Source organism: Streptomyces thioluteus, assembly GCF_039535865.1.
Genome location: NZ_BAAAXZ010000085.1, coordinates 16,142 through 35,236 on the forward strand (window position 1 = coordinate 16,142; position 19,095 = coordinate 35,236).

The following is a 19,095-nucleotide window of genomic DNA, read 5'->3' on the forward strand; positions in this document are numbered from 1 at the left end:
CGGAGCGCCGCGGGAGCCGTGCGGGTGGGACGCGCGGCCCGTTGGCGCACCGAAGGGTTTCGGTTTCCGCAGAGTGTCTGCCGGGGCGTCGCCGGCGCGGATGATGCCAGTCCGCTATAGCCCCGGCCCATCACCCCGGGACGGACCCCATCGGCCGCCGCTCCACAGGCAATTCGCGCATCTGCCCGAGATGTGCCTGGTGTGACCCACGGGGCGCGGATATGCTCGCGACCGTGGAGCTTGAGGTCAGGCACCTCCGAGCGCTTTGCGCCATCGCCGACACCGGCAGCGTACGGAAGGCCGCGTTACAGCTGGGCATGACCCAGCCCTCCCTCACCACTCAGCTCAGGCGCATAGAGGGAGCCGTCGGAGGAACGCTGTTCATCCGGGGGCAGACGGGCAGCCGCCCCACGCCGCTGGGTCATTCCGTGCTGTCCCGGGCCAGACCCATCGTGGCCGAAATGACGGCCCTCGTTCTGGCCGCGCGCGACGCGGCCTGCGGCGTCGGCGGGTTGTGCCTGCGGATCGGCAGCGTCGGCGGCCGCGTCGTGTCCGGCTGGCTGCGCCGCGTCCACGAGCGGCTGCCCAACACCGAGACCACGATCCACATAGAGGTCTCCTCGTCCGCCCTGCTCCAACTGCTCGTCTCCAAACAGCTCGACGCCGCCCTGATCCACGAGCCGGCCGGCTTCCCGCTGCGCCTCCCGCCGGAGATGGAACGCCGCGTCCTGGCCCCCCGCGAACCCCGGTTCGTCGCCCTGTCCGCGGATCACCCCGCCGCCGCGCGCCCGGTGGTCACGCTCGCCGAACTCGGCGACGACGCCTGGATCGTGGACCCGTCGGCCGGCCACGAGTGCGCCGCGCTCCGCCGCGCCTTCACCCTGGCCGGTCTCAACCCCCGTCTGCTGCACGTCCGCGACAGCGTCACCGCCGCCGACCTGGTCGCCTCCGGCGAGGCCGTGCGCTCCTGCGAACCCACCACGGAGCCCACGGACGCCACCGTCGTCCGCCCGCTGCTCGGCGACCCCTTGACCGCGCAGCTGTCCCTCGTGACCCGGCCCGGCGCGCTGCCGATCACCGAGACCGACGCCCTGTACGCGGACCTGGCCGACGCCTACACCGAGCTCGCCAACGGCAGTGCGGCGTACCGCGCGTGGCTGGGCGGCGCCGGGAACGACCGGTCCGCGTCGCCCGTCGATTCACCCACGGGCGTCCCGCGCGAGCGCCAGGACATCTCCGCCTGACTCGTAAGGGTGACAGGGCGGTTGAAGCGGACGGGCCGGGGCAATTCCCCACGTCCAGGGGTTCACGCTCCCCGAGGACGAAAGGGGAACCCCATGGCCACTGTTTCCATCCGCGATTTCGCCTTCATACCCGACTCGTTGACGGTCAACGCCGGCGATACGGTCACCTGGACCAACGAAGACGGCACCGACCATACGGTGACGGCCGACGACGGCTCATTCAACTCGGGGCGCTTCGGCCAGGGCAGGACCTTCTCCCACACCTTCACCCTGAGCGGGCCGTTCCCGTACCACTGCGACATCCACCGGGAGATGAGGGGGACAGTCACGGTCACCTGAACACGGGCCCGGAACTCCGGGCCGTCCGGTCCTTGTCCGGGCGGCGGCCGATTGCGCACACCGGCCGTCGTCCGCGGGGCCTCAGCGCAGGAGCGCCCCCACCCGTTCCAGCACCTCCGCGTTCCCGAACGCCATCCGCCCCACGTACACCCCGTCCGAGCCGTACGCCGGCTCCTTGAGCACGGCCGTCTTCAGCACGTCCACCGACCACGGCTCACCACTGACCACGAGTCCGCCGGCGGGCGGCATGACGCTCATGCTCCACCCCGCGCACAGCAGCCATCTGCCGTACGTGTCCGCCTCGTTGGCGGTGCTGCCCGGGCAGTGGCGCCCCGCGACCTCCCACAGCGAGCCCTCCGCCGCCGACGCGCCCGGCACCGCGACGGACGCGACCACCGCCATCGACCCGTGCTTGGCATACACCAGCACGCACCGCCCGTCCGGCCACTGCGCCGTGAACCGCCCCATGATCACGCGGTCCGCCCCGGTGATGCGCTTGGCCATGCCCTCGTCCCTCCCCTGACGACCTCTGTGGTGGACCAACAGCCGTGGGGACGCAAGGGGTCACGGGTGTTGCCAGGTACACCCCGCACCGGGGTTCCAGGCCCATGGGCCCGGCCGGCGCCCGCTGGTTGGCTGGAACCAGTTGCCGGAACGACGGGGAGAAGGACGGACGATGCGCACGAGGACGGGTATGCGGATGAGCCGCTGGACGGCTGCGGCCCTGGTCGCCGGGGTCCTGGTGACAGAAGTCGCCACCTCGGCGAGCTGCGCCCCGCGCGCCTCGCTCGACGCGGATGTACGGGCCGTCCGCGCGGCGGGCGGCGACGTCCGCGTCCTCGCCGAGGCGGACACCGGGCACGGCGTGCGCCGGGCGCGGGCGGGCGGCGGCTCCGAACCCACGCCCTGGAACGCGCAGTTCCGCACTGCGAGCACGACGAAGACGTTCACCGCGACGGTCGTCCTCCAGCTCGCCGCCGAGCGGAAACTGTCGCTCGACGACACCGTCGAGAAGTGGCTGCCCGGCGTCGTCTCGGGCAACGGCAACGACGGATCGCGGATCACGGTCCGCGACCTGCTCCGACAGACGAGCGGCCTCTACGACTACGTCGACGACCCCGCGCTCCTGGCCGCCCTCACCGGGGACTTCGAGAAGATCCGCCACGACGCGACCCCGGCGCGGGACTGGGTGGCCGTCGCCCTGCGCCACCGCCCGCTCTTCACCCCGGACCACCGGAAGCCGCGCTGGTCGTACTCCAACACCAACTACCTCCTGGCCGGGATGATCGCCGAGAAGGCGTCCGGCGACGACTGGCGCACCCTCGTCGAGCACCGCGTCATCGCCCCGCTCGGCCTGCGCCACACCTACGTCCCCGGCGCGAACCCGCACCTCCCCGGGCCGCACGCCCGCGTCACCCTGCGCGGCCCCGGCGGCACGGTCCTCGACGCCACGGAACACAGCATCCAGCACACGGCCGACTCCGGCGTGGTGTCGACGACGTCCGACCTCAACACCTTCTTCCGCGCCCTGCTGGGCGGAAAACTCCTGCCGCCCGCCCAACTGGCCGAAATGAAGCGGACGGTGGAGCGGACCGGCGCCGACGAGGACCTCGCGGCGTGGCCCGACGGCGGGTACGGGCTCGGGGTGCGCCGGACGCCGCTGTCCTGCGGGGGCGGCTACTGGCACCACGAGGGCGACGGCTTCGGCACGTACACCCGCACCGGGGTGACGGAGGACGGCCGCCGGGCCGTCGCCGTCTCCGTCACGAGCGCGGGCGACCGCCCGGACCTGGTCCGGCTCAACCGCGCCACGCGGAAGCTGGTGGACGACGCGCTGTGCCGCGCAGGTGGACGGTGAGGGTCACCGGGGTGCTGCCGGGGGCCGAAGCCGAGCGGCTTCTCACCGAATCACACAATGCCGCCATGTGATCAGGCCGGCGGCTGCGGGCCGCGCCACACGGTGTACAGGCCCGAGACGGCGACGGCGATCGTCGCCAGCGACTCCGGCGCCACGCCGCACAGGACGAGCACCGTACCGGCGCCGAGTACGGCGAGGAAGACGACGAGATCCCAAGTTCGCCCGTTGCGCGCTGCGGCATTGCGAAGCCCCCTGTCATGGTTGGCGATGCGCCCAGGCTGACGGATGGTCGGGGCGCTGCGGCAGGTGCAGCGGTGCTGCCGGATCACCGGCAGCGGGCGGGGGGAAAGCGGCGATGAGCGAGCTGAAGCCGATGGACGACGATCTGCCGCCCGATGTGGTCGCGCTCGCAAGGGCGTTGCGGGATCTCTTCGCGGGCCTGTGCGTCTCCACCCGTCGCTACGCGGCCCGCCGCGCGTACGACTCGTCCACGGTCTCCCGCTACCTCAGTGGACGCCGGCTGCCGCCGTGGGAGTTCATCCTCAACCTCCTGCACGACGTCGGTGAGGCGCGGGGTTCCACGCCGACCACCGCGGCGGTCGACATGCTCCGCACACTGCACACCGCGGCGCTGGAGTCGGGCAGCAGCCCTGCCCACAGGACGCAGCTCCTGGAACGCGAACTGGCCGAGGCCGACCGGGAGGCGCGGAGCGCCGCCACGCGGGAACGCTGGCTGGAGGACACCCTCCAGGACCGCGAACACCGCATCCGCGACCTGGAGATGCGCAACCGCGAGCTGGAGGCGAGACTGGCGGCCGCGGAGGCGAACGCCCGGCTGAACGAGGAGATCCGGGAGCTGAAGGAGGAGTTGGCGCGTGTTCGGGCCCTGCACCAGCAGGCGGAGGAACGCTGCGAGCAGTTGGAGCGCCTGCTGGCCGAGACGGAGGAGACGGGCCTTCTGCCGGAGCCGCTGACCTCCGACTTCCGCACCCCCGACTTCCGCCCCGAGGCGGACGTCCACAACAACGTGGTGGCCGCCCCCGGCGCACCGCCCTTGAACACGGTGTACCAGTTCGGGCACGTCAACGGCAGCGTCACGATGATCACGGACACCTGGCAGGTGGACGAGGAGTACGTCGCGTCGGTGAGCGTCCGGCTCTACGACGCGCACGGTCAACACCTGGGCAACGGCCTGCTCTTCGACGCCGAGACGGTCATTACGGCGGACCCGGGCCCGAACGGATTCTGGCTGGGACCACAGGGCCGCGCGATGAGCGCCGGTACCGACGAGTGGAAGGTGCCGGTCGAGCCGATCGAGGCACAGGCGTTCCCACCCCTCAAGGTTCTGCGCCTGGCCGAGCCCGTCGCCTTCCCCGACCGGTCACTGGCCTTCGAGCAGCGCCCAACGCCCGGCAGGCAGTTGCTCGTCAGCGCGCATGCGATGCAGGGACGGTACTCATGCCTCCTCGACGTCAAGGGCCGCTCCGGGGACCTGCTGCGCGCGTCCGGCGAATTCGTCGACGGGCTGGTCGGGGCCCCGGCGTTCTCCAGCGCGGGGGCCCTGACGGGCCTGGTCATGGATTACAGCCTGGCCGAGGAGCGAGGGCTGCTGCTCCCCGTCGCAGCCCTGCGCACTCTCACCACGGTCAAGCTGCCCGACTAGCGTCCGGGCCCCCCGCTCAGGGGATGTCACGCGCCCGGTCGACGACCGCCCGCTCCAGGATCGCGTTGGCCCACACCAGGGTGCCGGCCTTGCCCCACTCGTCGGTCCTGGTGAGGTAGGTCCGCCGGCCGAGGTACGACAGGGACTTCTTGTCGAAGACCCACTCGGTGCGACGGCCGAGTTGACGGTCCTCGCGGGCGACGGCGACGCCGTGCCGGCCGTCGGCGTCGACGGCGTCCCGCATCGTCACCACCCCCGGGATCTTCGCGGCGGCCTTGTAGAGGGCGGCCTCGGTCCTGGGGGGCATGACCCCGGTCCAGAGCAGGTTCCCGATCGTGTCGAAGACGGTCTGGTCGAACTCCTGGCCCTTGATGGGACGGGTCTCCTTGCGGAGGCGCCGGAGGAGGGCGTCGGGGTCGGTGGGCAGGGAGGCGAGCCACTGGTAGGTGGGCCGGTCGATGCCCGCCGGGTCCTTGTCGGCGCCGTGGATGGTCACGTACTCCCCGTCCTCGCGGAACACCCCGACGTCGTTCGTCGGGCCGGAGTTCTGCGAGAACCAGTCCTCGCGCTGCTTGAGCTTCCCCGCCTTGACCGGCTTGATGTGCTCGGTCTCGGTGGCCACGCTGCGTACGTAGACGTACTGGTCGTCCCGCACCGGCTTGGTGCCGGACTTCAGGGCGACGGCGGCGATCCGGTCCAGCAGCACCACGGCTCCCCGCCCGGTGCCGGTCTCGGCCAACGGGACGCGCGCCGCGGGGGGTTCGTCGTGTCCGCCCGTCAGGGTGGTGACGACGAGGGTGCCCGCGACGGCCGTGGCCGCGAGGGGCAGGGCGAAGGCGGGGCGGACGAGTCGGCGGACGAGCGGCCGGGGCCGCCGGTCGGCGTCGATGGCGCGCAGCAGCCGCTCCTTGTGGTGGCGGTGGCGGCCCGGCGGCAGGTCGCGCTCGGCGGGGCCGGGCAGCAGCCGGGCCAGGTCCTGGTGCTCGGGGGTCTTCATCGGGCGTCCTCCTGGACAGCCAGGGCCGTCAGGGCGGCCGTGTTCGCTGCGGGGCTTCCGGCCGGTGCGCGCCCGGCGCCCGCGCCGAGCTGCTCGTCGGTCAGCCGGCGGAGCCGGGCCCGTGCGCGGGAGAGGCGGGAGCGGACCGTGCCGACGGGCACGCCGAGGGCCTGTCCGGCCTGGGCGTAGTCCAGGCCGCCCCAGACGCACAGGGCCAGCACCTCCCGCTCGGAGCGGCGCAGTGCCGTCAACGCGCGCCGGACGGCGTCCAGTTCGCGTCCGCCGTCGACGCGGGACGCCGATTCGTCCGCGAAGTCCCGCACCGTGTCTGCCGTCGGCGCCGGTTTGCGGGCCAGGAAGGCCAGCTTGCGGCGCAGGCCCCGGTTGGCGTTGCGCGCCTTGTTGGTGGCGATGCCCATCAGCCAGGGGCGCAGGGAGTCGCCCTCCGGTTCCAGCCTGTCCCGGGTGCGCCAGGCCTCCAGGAAGGTCTCGGACATCACTTCCTCGGCCGTCGACCAGTCGCCCGTCAGCCGGTAGGCGTGGTTGTAGACCGTTCGCGCGTGCTCCTCGTAGAGCTCGGCGAACGCGTCGCGGTCACCCGCTCTGATGCGGGTCGCGCATGGGCGGCCCTCGTTCTGTTTCCGTCATGCCCGGTGCCTCTCCGCGGGCGGAGGGCAGTATCCGGGTTTTCTTGGCGCGGCCGTTTTGGGCGGGCTGGACCGTCACATGGGTCGCGTCATACGGGTCGCGTCAGATGGGGCTTCGGCGTCCACGGCTCGCCCGCCCTCTGCAGCCCGGAACGCGCCGCGCCACGCGCGCGCACGGGCACACGGCACCATCGGCGCGGCGAGCAGCGCCAGAGCGCCGGTCGCCGTCCAGAGCGGAGATCGAGCGCCGCGACGGTCACCGCACGGCGCCGACGCGACTCCCAGGCGAAGGCGAGCCGGACGACGTGGCGCATGCGCCGGGTCGCTCGTCCGGTCGGCTCCTGCCGCAGCGCAGCCGCACGCGTGCTCAGAACCAGTCAAGCGGTCGCCGACGCCGGGCGGCGGCGAGATCCGCGCGCGGGCGGATGACGGGGCGCGCTCCGAGGGCGCCCTGCTCGTCCCGCTTGGCCCGCGACCCCCCCCCCCACCCCCCCCCCCCCCCCCCCCCCCCCCCCCCCCCCCCCCCCCCCCCCCCCCTCCCCCCCGCACCCCCCCCCCCCCCCCCCCCCCCCCCCCCCCCCCCCCCCCCCAAAACCAAAAAAAAAAAAAAAAAAAACCCCCCCCTCCCCCCCACCCCAAAAACCCCTCTCCTGGACCGCGCCGTGCCAGACGGTGGCGTGACCCGGTCGCGTCGCTCAGCTGCTCAGCACAACGGTCGTCACGGCAGCAAACCCGACCGCCGGAACCGCCCGCGGAGTCGGTCAGGGTCGCCTTGTGCCGTCCTTCCCAGCGATGTCGGAGACGGTGAACTCCCGCTCCGGACGCATGTCGTCCGTCCCCGGCAAGAAAGAAGAAACGCACTCGCGTACCGCGCGCAGGCCGGCGCGGGCACCGGTACGCGCGCTCGTCGGCGATCGTGTCCGGCACCAGGGTGGCACGCCACCCACACGGCGAAGACACTGCCGAAGACGCGCGAGGAGGTACAGGATCGCCGTCCCGAGTTACACGAAGGGGTCTCGACCGTCATATCGAACACATCCTCGCACACAACCGACAGAAGGCCCTCAGGTCGCTGCCGAACGCGACCTAGCCGCATCCGCCCCCGTCGCGGACTCACCGCGAGACGAGGCGTTCCGTGCACGGGCCACGGTCGGGCCGACTGTCGCTCGCCCCGCCGGAGAGCACGTACGCGCAGCGCGACGATCACGCATACGTGCGCGACGACAACACCCGTCGTGCCGCCGAGTCGACACAGCCCCAGCGCCTCCCGGACAGCGTCGGCGCCACGTCGCGACACACGACTCCCCGCCGGGCGGCCGGTGCTCCCACTCCCCCAGCGGGCGCCTCCCTCGACGGGGCACGCTCGCGCAGGGCGATCTCGGTGAGTCCGTAGAGCTCATGTCCCGGTCGCGCAGCCGCACGTTCGACGCGGGGCGGCGGCAGGGAGACCGCGTACACCGCAGCCATCCCTCCCACGTCTGCCGGGCCCGCAGGGTAGGGCGAGACGACGCGGCGTCCGGCGGCTCCTGCCCAGGCCAGCCACCGGCCGCCCGCGCGGCTGCTCCCACGTGCCTCGGACAGGGGCACCTCGCGTCCCGCCGGGCGGCAGCACGACCGGCACCCCGCCCGCCGCCCCCGCTCGAAGAGCACGTTCGCCGGCTCTCCCCATGCCGGACGAGCGACCAGCTTGTCTCGCCTTGCCTCCACCCCGCCCCACACGGTCCTGGTGCGCCATCTCACATGATCGACTAACTCCACCTCGCTAGCTTCTCCTACGGCACCTGCCTCCAGCCCGAGGTCCAGCGCTCCCTCTTCGGCCGCGAGGTGACAGCGCCATCCGAGGACTGCCCGGCTACCGCCTGGACACGGTGAGATCACCGAAACCCTCACGTCATCGCCCTCAGCGGCTCGGACACCCGACCACCCCATCCGCGCCCACCGCGACCGGCGGGTCGGGTCCAGGGCACCGCCCTGCAGATCACCGAGGCCGAGCTGGCGGCCGGCCGACGACTACGAGGTGACGACTACGCCCGCACCCTCGTCCCCCTCGCCTCGGCAGCGCACGCCTGGGTCCACGCCCCGCCGACGCCCGTAACGCGACAGCGTGAGGGAGCAGCGAGCGGGCACTCGGCCGCGCCCTCCGGTGCGGAACGCCTAGCACCTCCCCACCGCCGCGCCGGGCGACACACCACTCGCCCGCCGCTGCTCGTACGTCCGCGCTCGGCGGCGCGTGAGCGCACGCCCCCGGCGCTGCGGACAGGAACGCCGAATGCGCGGTTGATCTCCTCCGCGCAGAGACTGCTGACGCACACGTACGGGGACATGCGCACAGGCTACGACCGCACTGACAAACGACCCGGGTTGCGGCCAAGTTAAGAAGATGCATCATCAACCCTCATCAACCGGGCCCGCTGACCGCTTCCGCCCCGCGGGACCCGTCCGCGGCGACCTCGCGGACCGTTCACGGCGCTCGCGGACGTTCCACGGCGACCTCGCGGACCGTTCACGGCGGCCCGCATGGGGCCGGACGGAGGACCCCACGGCGTTGCGCGAGCCCTCACCGCGCCTCCATGCCGAGGAATCGGATCGTATGAGTTACGACTCCGGACCGTCATCCCGTGGGGAGACCCGCATGAACCCAGGCGGAACCCGTCCCGTCGGCGCGTGCTGCGAGGAGTGGGCGCGCTGGGCACGCAGCGCGCTGGCGCGGACTCGCCGGCGCCGCGATCGAAGCGGCCGACACGACAGGCCACCGCCCGCCCCGCCGACGGCCCGCTCCTGCGCGACCTGCCGCAGGTCTCAGCGGGCGGGACGACTCGAGCACACCCTCTCCATGGCCACCACCAGCACCGTTCGTCGGCGGACGCCGGCTCCGGCTGGACACCTACAACAACGGGCTGCCCGGCGAGATTCTGCGCATCCGCCCCGGCGACCAGGTCCGGCTCCTGCTGCGGAACCAGATGGTCCCCACCGACTGCTCCCCGCCTGCGACGACCTGGACAAGGGGCCGGAAACACTCCGACTGCCTGCCCAAGGCCCAGGGCCTCCCGGAGGTCGAGGACCTCCGCAAGGAAACGTTCGCCACCAACGTCCACGTACACGCCTCCAGGTGTCCCCGAGCGGGCGCTCGGACAACATGGGAAGTCCGCGTCGACACCGCGCGGCAGCTTCCAGTACGTCTACGACATCCCGAAGACCAGCCCGCGGGCCTGCACTGGTACCACCCGCAACCACCACGGCTCCACCACCCACCAGGCGTGGTCCGGACTGAGCGGGCCCATCATCGTCGAGGGCGACATCGACCGCGTCCCCGAGATCGCCGCCATGCGCGAACGGACCATCGTCGTCAGCTCGTTGCGGGTGGACGCCAACGGCGAGAACCCACCGACTTCATGCTGCCGGCCGGGGACGACGAGGGTTACGACGCGCTCCCCGGGTGCAGGCCGAGCGCCTCTACACGCTCAACGGCCAACTCCGCCCCGTCGCCCGCATCCAGCCGGGCGAAAAACGCAGCGGTTGGCGCGTGCTCAACGCGTTCCGCACCGCGAACTATGGCTGCGCGTCGAGGCCACACCTGCACTGGATCGGCGCGGACGGCATCCCCTTCGACCGCACCCGCCCGTACCGGCCATCATGCTGGCCTCGGGCACACCGCGCCGAGTTCGTCGTACGCGGCGGCAAACCCGGCCGCTACCGCATCGAAGCGGCGCCGCGTACCACCCGGCGCGCAGCCTGCGCCGACCGGCCGGCCCTACGCGCGGCGACCCTCGAGGTCACCAGGCCGCAAAAGACGTCGGGCGCCGCATCCCGGACCGCTCGTCGCCCCCCGCCGATGCCCGACCTGCCGTCGCCCGTCACCGCACGCACCGTCTCCCGCGACAACTCGGCCACCACGGCCCCGGTCCCCAGATCACCATCAACGGCCGGCTCTCGGAATGACTACCGCATCGACGTCGAGAAGCGGGGAGCGCGACACGGTCGGAGAGAGTGCGTTCATCATGGCCGAGACGGAGGGGACAACGCTACCAGCACCCGATGCACTATCACATCAACCCGTTCCGATCGTCGACACAAGGCGTCGCGCGCGGCGACACGTCCTGGTGACACCGACCCTGGCATCTCTGGTGGGACGAACCACCTACCGCCTCGCACGGCGAACTCACCCTGCGCACCTACTTCCGCCCCGACGCCCACGGAAAGACCGTCTGCCACTGCCACGTCCCTCACGCGGACCACGGCACGAGGGCAACTGCTGATCCGGCCGCCTGTGCGCGGCCGACTGCCACGGGGGACACGGACTGTACGGACGGGCGGGAAGGCCCGGGAGAGCGCGATCGCTCCCGGCTCTTCCGACGGGTGGTCGTCTGAGAGACGGATGTGAAACTCGCCGAAATCCGCTTGTCAGTTCGCGGCCTGCGAGCAGCACAGAGCGTTGCCCGCAGGAGGGCAATCGCTGTTGCACGCTGAAGCTGTCGCGATCCGTGGCGTTGTGGTCAGGCGGTAGATGTCAGCTTGAGTGTGCGCTTGACGACCGGGACGCTATACCTACACCCATAGGCGGGACGTACAGAGCCGCGGCAAAGCAACAGGATACGTACAAGCCGAGTCTGCCATGCCTCACACCTCGGCCGATCGCCCTCAGAGCCAGCACGATCATATCGATGCTGCGTAATTGGACGCGACACAACATCGATGTGCCTGCTGACCACGCGGGGGGCTGTGATCCAGTAGCTGTGGCGTCGACAGCCGAATCTTTGCAGCTACGGGTCGGCTCGCGGACGAGTTGGTTCATTACGTCATCGACCTTCATGGAGAGGGCCAGGGCTGAGGTCGCTTGTGAGGGGACGGCGCCGCTTGAACTGGCACGACCCGTGTCTGGCGTCGGTAGGAACCACAGCGTCCCACTGCCATCGCCGTCCCACCCCTTGGTCGCTCACTCGTCAGCGCTCATCCCATGCGGACCCGCAGCTCTGATCTCGCGGCTCCGCCGTCCAGCGCCGGAGCGCCGCGCCGGAGCATTCGTCTGCAGTTCAGCGCTCTCCGCGGCTGTCGCGGGGACAGCGGCGACCGGTCGGAGCGGCAGAGACAGAGCGGCGCCCGTGGGGAGCCGGGCGCCGCGCGCGCGGCGAGCGGATGCGCGCCGTCTTGAACCTGCAGAGAAGGGTGTACTCACCGGGAGCGGCGGGAGCGCAGCTTGAAGGGGTAGGTCGTGAACCGCTTGGCAGCAGTGTGGGGAGTTCGGATCGTCTGCGTCGTGCCAGGGGGACGGAAGAGGGCCGGCGATCGTCCATGTGAGGGTGAGGTCGCCGTGGTCCCGTGTAGGTGCAGGTCTCGGCCGCGATGAGCGATGACACGGCCTGGGCCTGTCGGCAGGCGCGTACGCCTGCGCTTCGCTCTCGTGCTGGTACGGCGTTGTCATCTCCATGGCCACGATGATGCTGGCGGTACGGCTCGATGCGCTTCTGCGTCGAGGCTGTGACGAGCCTCGATTCCTCGCGTGCTGTCGAAGAACGTGATGGTGCACTGCCACCAGTAGCCGAGCCGTAAGGCCAGTTCGGCCGTCGCTTCATCGCTTGCCTCTGCGTTGCCGGTGGGTGACCAGCTCGGCGGGTCACGGAGTGTGGCTCTGCCGTCTCCTGACTCGGACCAGGGTCAGTCCGGTTGCGAGCGAGCAGGACGAGGCCAGCCCCGCCGCGCGGAGTCGTTTTTCGGGAGGCGATCGCGCATTCGTCGTGTCGTGCGGGAGCCGCCGCGTTTTTCGCGACCCGAGACGTGCGACGGACGTGTTCGGACGACGCACACACGAGCACGTAGAGTGTGCCGTCCCCACGTAGCCGCTCGCTGTGTGCTGGACGGCGTTCGTGCTCAGCTCGCTCACGATGACGGCCGCGTCGTCGACGTACGGGGAATGTCGAGTACGTCCCGAGCCCAGCGGCGTACGCGTCGGACCTCTTCCGCGAACCGGGCAAGTGAGCGACCTGCACACACTACTCGTATACTCATCATACAAGTTCCTTTAGCGCTGTAGGCGCTAGGACAGTGGGTTCTACTAGACGAGTCGACGCCGTCGTGGGCCGACAGTAGCCGGCGATTCGCGGCGTCAAGGCGTACAGGACGCGTATCGCGTACGCCTCGTCGGCGAGCTCAGGTGACCGTCGCTGCGTCCCAGCGCAGGGCACTGCGTCTCGGCACCTATGGCCGGAGCCCCGTCGATCGCCTCGCAGCGAAGACGAGGAGACGATCAAGCCGTCATGTTCTTGTACACACGCCAGTCAGCACGGCCGGTGCCCCACCCAGCGCAATCTTGATCCCGGTCTCTTCGAGGGCACTCGACGCTCCAGCGCGTCCGGATGTCTCGCCGCTTCGAGCACGCCGCCGGGCGGCTGCCCGTGACCGTTGTCGCCAGCCGCTGGATGCAGCAGGGCACGGCCCCGGTGTCCCACGATGACCCGCGGCGACGCTCACGGAGTGCGGGCGTTCGCATGCTCACGTTCCTCGTCGCCTTTGGCTGACTAGGCTCTCCGCACCGTAGCAACTGACTCAGCTGCTCGTCTAGATACCTAAAGGAGTGAGCACAAGGTGGCTGCTCTTTCGTCGGCCTGCTCGTGCGCTGTGATCCCACCCAGTGATCGCGCGGTGTATCGCCAGATTGCTGACAACTGCGTCGAGCATCGACAAGGACGCTTCGGGATGAGCACCAGCTGCCCTCCGAAGCCTGCGTTGGTGGAGCACTACTCCGTATCGCCGATGGGGACGCGTCCGCAACATCAGCGTCATCCTCAGAGTGAGAGCTCGTGCTGCCCAGAGCACGGCCGGGGCGTCTTCGTCCGGCCGCCGCCCGCCGTACGGCTGCCTCAGCCTCCGACCGCTTCGGGCCCGCGCGGCACGCGATCAGGGCAAGTCGGCCTTCACGGTGGAGGCGGAAGCCGCAGGAAGGCCGCCCCGAGGTCGACCGCCCTGGAGGTGAAGGAGGAACGCCCCCGCAGGACATCTCACGCACGACCTCGGCGGACCACGCAGGGTCCTGGCCGGCGTCGTCGCTACCTCCTCGATCAGCGCCGGTCGAATTCGCAGTACTCGTACATCCCCACTCGACCTCGCCCCGCAAACACCCCCATCGCCGAGGCCCAACCTGGCCCCCGGCGGCAATCTACGCGACTTGAAGAACACTCGGCGGCATCGAGCACTTCGAGGAAGAGATCCGCTCACCGGATGCCAACTCCTCCGAGGTGCGGACCCTTCAACTCGCCACGGCGTACCCGGTGATCACCTGGTCCGGACCGCATACGACACCGAGGACGGGCCGTCGAAGTGTGCGACAACGATCATGGCAGCGGGACGCCTACGTCCTCTCCTACCAGCTAGCCTGCCACCTAGGAGTTGGGGAGGTGCGGGGCGGTCTCCTGTCGACTCGCCATCCGACGGCGCCAACTCAGCTACACCTCCGCCGGGGACCCTTCGTACGGAACTACTCTCACATAGAGACCAGGTGTCCTTCCTTGGCAACGCCTCCGTCAGGGCGCACCATGCGCGCCAAGGGCGGGCGCTAACTGGCACGCACAGCGACCTGGTGTTCACCACACGAACATTAGGTCGGCCTATTGAGGACAGCGACGTCCTGCGGACTTCCATCGGCCGACCGACAAAGGTTGGCTGCCCCGCATCCGCGTCCACGCGCCCCCGCGCCGCGATGGGAGGCGGTCAACAACACACACGGCACACGCATACACCGGTCGCGCCGTCCGGCACACACGACGATGGACGTTGATGTCATCCGCGGATGCCGACTGAGCCGCGGGCCGAAAGCTCCGGGCTCTTCGCTGCGGTGGGCACAGACGGATTTGAACCGCCGACATCCGCTTTGTAAGTTCGCCCAGCCTCTCCGCTGCTGGGAAGCTCGTACTCGTGCCCGGGCGGGGAGTCCTGGGAGTCCTCCGGTGGTCACCTTCGTCCAAGGCCGTTGCCGTCACGAAGTGCCGTCACTCGGACGTTCCAGATGGGCGCAGCGGCCCAGATCAGCGTCGCGCCAGGGCCAGCTTGGCTGGAGTCACCAGCCGCGTACGACCATTGAAGGCGCGGGTGAACTGATCGGCTGGCAGGAGCTCATTGGCGGTTCTGAGTCGAGTTCTCCAAGCGCTGAAGCCGGTCCTCAGACAGGCGATATGTGCCCGCAGCGACTCGATCTCTGCCTGATCAGCCACAAATTCCGCGCTTGACTCACGCCTTTCATGCGCCTCCGGGCGAATCGCGTCACGAAAGTACCCGCGGGTGGACTCGGCCCGCGCGTAGCACCGACCTGGCCAGCAGTTGCAGGGCCTTGGTTGCGGTTCCCGCGGCGACCTCACGAAGCGCTCCGCAATGTCGCGGACGGCCGGCAGCTTGTCTCCGGGCTTCAGGCGTACCTGTGGCGATCTTCGCTCTGAGGGCATCCGCGATCTTCTCGTTCACTCGGCGTGCTTCGGCGTCGGCGGGCGTCATGCTTTGAGGCTAACCGCCCCTTTTCAGTGATCTAACTGGCCTTACTGACACAGCCATTGCCGACCGGCCGACGATCAAGGCTGGGTGCCGTGGCTCCGATCAACGTGGGGGTACCACCGGGGGGCAGGCGCACCGGGTGGCGTGGAAGCAGTGGTCCCGCGCCTGCGAGGAGTCACCACCACCCGTAAAACGTTACCGGTGTGGGTTGCGCGACCCCACGGAGGGAGACGGGTGAGCGTGACAGAAGCAGCACCGGCTACCAAGAGATCGCAGATGCGCTGAGGGCCAGATTGCTAAGGGATCCTTGCGTGCAGGGGATGCTCTGCCTCCCGAAGCCGTGCTGAGTAGACAGTTCGGCGTGCGCCCGCGACAACCGCGCGACACGCCTTGCTCACCCTGGAGGCGGATGGCCTCGCCAGCGCAGCCGTCCCTGGGGCGCGACGCTTCGTTCAAGACCCTCAAAGCACGACCGAGGTCAAGGCCAGGCACCAGGAGGTCGCGGACACGCTGAGGGCCTGGATCGCTGCTGGAAAGCTCGGTGTGGTTCGGAGCTTCCTCTGAGGCAAGAACTATGCAGGGAATCAAGCATCTCGCGCTCAACCGCTCGGCGAGCTTATTCCGCTTTGGAACAGGAAGGCCTTGTCAGCGGCTCAAAGGGGTCAAAGCGCGTTGTCTCCGCCCCTATGAGCTTCCACGACGATGGGAACCGACTCAACAGCTTGGAAGTTTACGGAGAGCGACCACATCTACGAAAACCGGTGGGTAACCGTCGCAAAGGCCGACATCGAAACGCCGACGGGGAACCGATTCGAACATCACAAGGTGTACCTGCCGGCCGCAGCAATGACCGCCATGCTGGACGACCAGGACCGTGTCTTTCTGATGTGGCGCCACCGCTTCGTCTCGGACACTTGGAATTGGGAATTGCCGGCGGGCTGATCGACGCGGACGAGGATCCAGCGTCACGGCTGAGCGTGAAATCCTTGAGAGACCGGATATCGCCCCCAGGGCAAGTTGGAGCACGTGGCAACGTTTGAGCCATGATCGGAACCGTGACGTAGCCCTCACCACGTTTACGTGGCCAGGGGCGTGGAGTACGTGACAGACCGACTGAGGTCAACGAGTCACAGCGAACGGCAATGGATTCTCTCTCCTCAGTGAGATCCCGAGCCTGATCAAGCCGGGAGAAATCGCGAATTCGGGGGAACGTTGGTCGGCCACTCCTTCACCTACTGGCCAACCAGAGGAATCAGCTCAGTAGCGTTATAGGATTCGGTCGATCCGGCGGCGTGACGAAGGGATCCGGTCACAGCGTAGCCAACTCGCTTGCGGTCTGCGCCTGCTTACGAGCCTCGCTAAGATCGCCTCGCTTCGCGAGCGCGCTCGCAGGCGCAGCGTAGTCAGCCTCAGCACTGGTGAACCCGGGCTCCATCGAGCCCAATGCCCGGCTGAGGTCTTCGACTGCTTCAAGTGCCCCCAATTGAGCCAAGCAGGCTCCGCGCCACCGAACGAGGTGAGGCCCGCTAGGAAGAGGAAGGGCCATTTCCGGGTGTGGTAGCGTCTGACGGCAGCGATTCATCGGCTCGCTGCAAGGCCCGGCGACACTCCTTATCGTTGCCAAGAAACTGCCTGCACCTCCGCTCGGATGCACTGATCCAGGTAGCCATCAGAGCGGGGAGGCCTATTTTTCCCCAACTCTTGAGCCTGTTGAACCAACTGCAAGGCTTCGACAGGCGGTTCAAATCCAGGAGAATGCAGGCTTGTTGCGCTGTGGCGTGCGTCAGCAGAACTGAACTCCCAGCCTCACGCGCCGCATTCTTCGCTATTCGTAGTCAGGTTCCAAGCATCGCGGTAGCGCCCTAAATCCCAACGCCTGGCCACCCTGCGACTGCGCCGCCGCATCGGACAATGCAGCAGCGGTTAGCTGCCGCGCTCCTGCCACTACACCGTCCTCAACAGCCCTTCCATTTGGGCCACGTGACCTTGAATCTGGGGAGCAAGGCGGAAGCGCCGAGACGACGGTCTAGCTGGCGCAGGTTCTCGCGTCTGCGATTCCAGTAGCTTGACCAACGAAATATCCGCAGCTGCGGGCGGCCAGCAGTTCGCGCTTGAACTCCGGCAAACCTCGGTCTTCATCAGGCCCCTTCGCATCGTCGGGGAAGGCCCCCAACGCGACTGCCGTGGACTCGTAAACGTACACAGAAGAGGGTCAAGTACTCCCCTACGAGGGGGCGCCGTCCGAGACTCCCACTCGCGAAACCATCCGGTCCAGCTACTCGCTCAGAGGGCGACCCTCATGCCGCGGTTTCCGGCGGCGCGCTTCAGCTCCAAGATCAGGCGAGCCTTCTTCCACCCGCGCTCTTGGCGGCACTGGGCGAGTGCAGTCATGGCAGACCCCGACGCTCGAACGTCCCGCCTGACACTCCCACTTGACCTCGATGTATCGCAAACCAGCAACGGAGGACGGACAGTCCCACCACTGTCCGCCCTTGCTCCTCTGCCGCTACGCCCCCTCGGAGCGGGATCGTCATGGAGGCGACGGACAGTCGCTGAAACCCCGCGAACGCCTTGACGGGTGACCCGCAACGCGTAACCTGTACTAGACGCCGACATACAAGTTGGCCAACGGCTCCGTGCTGCCTGGGACTTCGGACTCAGCCAGCAGGGGCAAGGGGCTCGGGACAGATCGAGCCGAGGGCGCACCCGACCTTGTCATTCGGGAGGGCTTAGACCGAAAGGTCATGTCTCCATACGCCTTCGCCGGGCGTGGCGGCTCTACCTGACACGGGAGTCGCAGCCGAAGGAGACAGCAAGTCCGCTCAACCTCTGCGGCAGCGCCTATCGCGTTGCGACCGGGTTGCTCCCCTGCCCCGTCCAGCCCCGTGCTGTACGTTGAGGGGAGCCGGGCGTTCAGGCTCTGCAGGACGGCCGTCCTCTCACCACGACGCGCCGGCCGCCCTCCTTCCCGTCCTCACAGATCAGGGGGGATCGCATGCGCACGTATATCGGCGGCCAGGTGGCCGTCACTGCCGACGATCGTCGTTGAACTCGCCCTCGGTACGCCGGTCGACCTGTGGCTGGGTGTGGACAGGACGATTGAGTGGCGAGGAGACGTCGCGCGCGTCTGGCGGCGGACCGGGACATCACTCTCCCGCGACGACACGAGCTGACACTCTCGAAGTGAGACACGGGTCGCTCCGCCGCGACACGCGTCGAGGAACGGAATCGACGGGCGAGCAGTCGCCCGCAGCATGCTCACGTGCCACGCTGTCCCGCCCGACGGAAGGACGACCGTCCGCGCCTGCACCGCGCAAGAACCGGGCGGTGGCGTGATGGCGGGCACGATCACCGGCTACCGCCCCGGCGGGCCAGTCCGGGCGGGCGGGCGGGCGCCTGGCTTCGAGCCGGCGCTGACCCCGGCCTGCACGCCGCCCTGTGCCGGGCGATCAGCCGGAAGTCTTTCTCTCCCCGCCCCGGATGACCGCGCCACCAGGGAGGTCGCCCGGTCCTGTGCGCCGCATGCCGGTCCAGGCCGAGTGCTGGCCGACGCGATGGCGTCGGAGCGGGGCCGCCGGGCACTCCACCGGCACGGGATCCGGGGCGGGCTGACCCCGTGGCCAACGCTGGAAGCTCTACCGCACCAACCGCCCTCCCCGGCCGCGACGCCGGCGCCCCGGCACCCTGCCGCGGTGCCGGGGACTGAACGACAGGATCGCCACCACCGTGCTGCCCTGCTCAACCACCGACGGCAGGGCGGCCGACAGCGCGCTTACGCCCCAGTCTCGCCGCTCGCAGCCGAGGAGGTACCCCGTGACCATCGCCCTGCCCGAGACCGTCGTGCCGTCCACCAGGATCCGCGAGTGATGCAT

The 19,095-nt window shown here is 69.5% G+C and carries 11 protein-coding genes and 2 pseudogenes; 6 read left to right on the top strand and 7 right to left on the bottom strand.

The window, feature by feature from the left end:
• Positions 1-221: 221 nt before the first annotated feature.
• The 3 genes and pseudogenes from ABD794_RS18880 to ABD794_RS11105 all read left to right on the top strand — a co-directional run.
• A pseudogene (locus tag ABD794_RS18880) lies at positions 222-410 on the top strand (helix-turn-helix domain-containing protein); the annotation flags it as partial.
• A gap of 51 nt (positions 411-461) precedes the next feature.
• On the top strand, positions 462-1,244 hold the full coding sequence (locus tag ABD794_RS11100; protein WP_425585996.1) for a LysR family substrate-binding domain-containing protein: 783 nt from the start codon (positions 462-464) through the stop codon (positions 1,242-1,244).
• 9 nt (positions 1,245-1,253) lie between these two features.
• Complete coding sequence (locus ABD794_RS11105; protein WP_344962771.1) at positions 1,254-1,583, top strand: cupredoxin domain-containing protein; 330 nt, start codon at positions 1,254-1,256, stop codon at positions 1,581-1,583.
• An 81-nt stretch (positions 1,584-1,664) separates the two neighbouring features.
• Here the strand turns inward: ABD794_RS11105 and ABD794_RS11110 are convergent, their stop codons facing one another.
• Positions 1,665-2,087 carry a hypothetical protein gene (locus ABD794_RS11110; RefSeq protein ID WP_344962773.1) on the bottom strand — a complete coding sequence of 141 codons (423 nt, stop codon included), beginning with the start codon at positions 2,085-2,087 and terminating at the stop codon, positions 1,665-1,667.
• Between the two features lie 196 nt (positions 2,088-2,283).
• Here ABD794_RS11110 and ABD794_RS11115 point away from each other — a divergent pair, with 196 nt between their 5' ends.
• On the top strand, positions 2,284-3,441 hold the full coding sequence (locus tag ABD794_RS11115) for a serine hydrolase domain-containing protein (RefSeq protein ID WP_344962775.1): 1,158 nt from the start codon (positions 2,284-2,286) through the stop codon (positions 3,439-3,441).
• Positions 3,442-3,512: 71 nt separating this feature from the next.
• Here ABD794_RS11115 and ABD794_RS11120 read toward each other — a convergent pair whose 3' ends face one another.
• Positions 3,513-3,770, bottom strand: coding sequence for a hypothetical protein (locus tag ABD794_RS11120; protein WP_344962778.1), 258 nt, complete (start codon positions 3,768-3,770; stop codon positions 3,513-3,515).
• A 26-nt stretch (positions 3,771-3,796) separates the two neighbouring features.
• Between ABD794_RS11120 and ABD794_RS11125 the strand changes: the two genes are divergently transcribed.
• Entirely contained in the window at positions 3,797-5,104 is a 1,308-nt protein-coding gene (locus tag ABD794_RS11125; protein ID WP_344962781.1) for an AAA family ATPase, read from the top strand.
• Between the two features lie 16 nt (positions 5,105-5,120).
• Here ABD794_RS11125 and ABD794_RS11130 read toward each other — a convergent pair whose 3' ends face one another.
• The 4 genes and pseudogenes from ABD794_RS11130 to ABD794_RS11145 all read right to left on the bottom strand — a co-directional run.
• Complete coding sequence (locus ABD794_RS11130) at positions 5,121-6,101, bottom strand: CU044_5270 family protein (protein ID WP_344962783.1); 981 nt, start codon at positions 6,099-6,101, stop codon at positions 5,121-5,123.
• Entirely contained in the window at positions 6,098-6,709 is a 612-nt protein-coding gene (locus ABD794_RS11135; RefSeq protein ID WP_344962822.1) for an RNA polymerase sigma factor, read from the bottom strand. Before ABD794_RS11135 ends, ABD794_RS11130 begins: the two co-directional genes overlap by 4 nt.
• A 3,218-nt stretch (positions 6,710-9,927) precedes the next feature.
• Positions 9,928-10,119 (bottom strand): hypothetical protein, encoded by a 192-nt coding sequence (locus ABD794_RS11140; protein ID WP_344962785.1) that lies wholly within the window; start codon positions 10,117-10,119, stop codon positions 9,928-9,930.
• A gap of 2,689 nt (positions 10,120-12,808) precedes the next feature.
• Positions 12,809-13,213: pseudogene (locus tag ABD794_RS11145) on the bottom strand (NUDIX hydrolase); the annotation flags it as partial.
• Positions 13,214-15,741: 2,528 nt separating this feature from the next.
• Between ABD794_RS11145 and ABD794_RS18885 the strand changes: the two are divergent.
• Positions 15,742-16,263: a GntR family transcriptional regulator gene (locus tag ABD794_RS18885; protein ID WP_425585997.1), complete on the top strand. Its 522-nt coding sequence runs from the start codon at positions 15,742-15,744 to the stop codon at positions 16,261-16,263.
• A gap of 2,595 nt (positions 16,264-18,858) precedes the next feature.
• Here ABD794_RS18885 and ABD794_RS11150 read toward each other — a convergent pair.
• Positions 18,859-19,095 carry a hypothetical protein gene (locus tag ABD794_RS11150; RefSeq protein WP_344962787.1) on the bottom strand — a complete coding sequence of 79 codons (237 nt, stop codon included), beginning with the start codon at positions 19,093-19,095 and terminating at the stop codon, positions 18,859-18,861.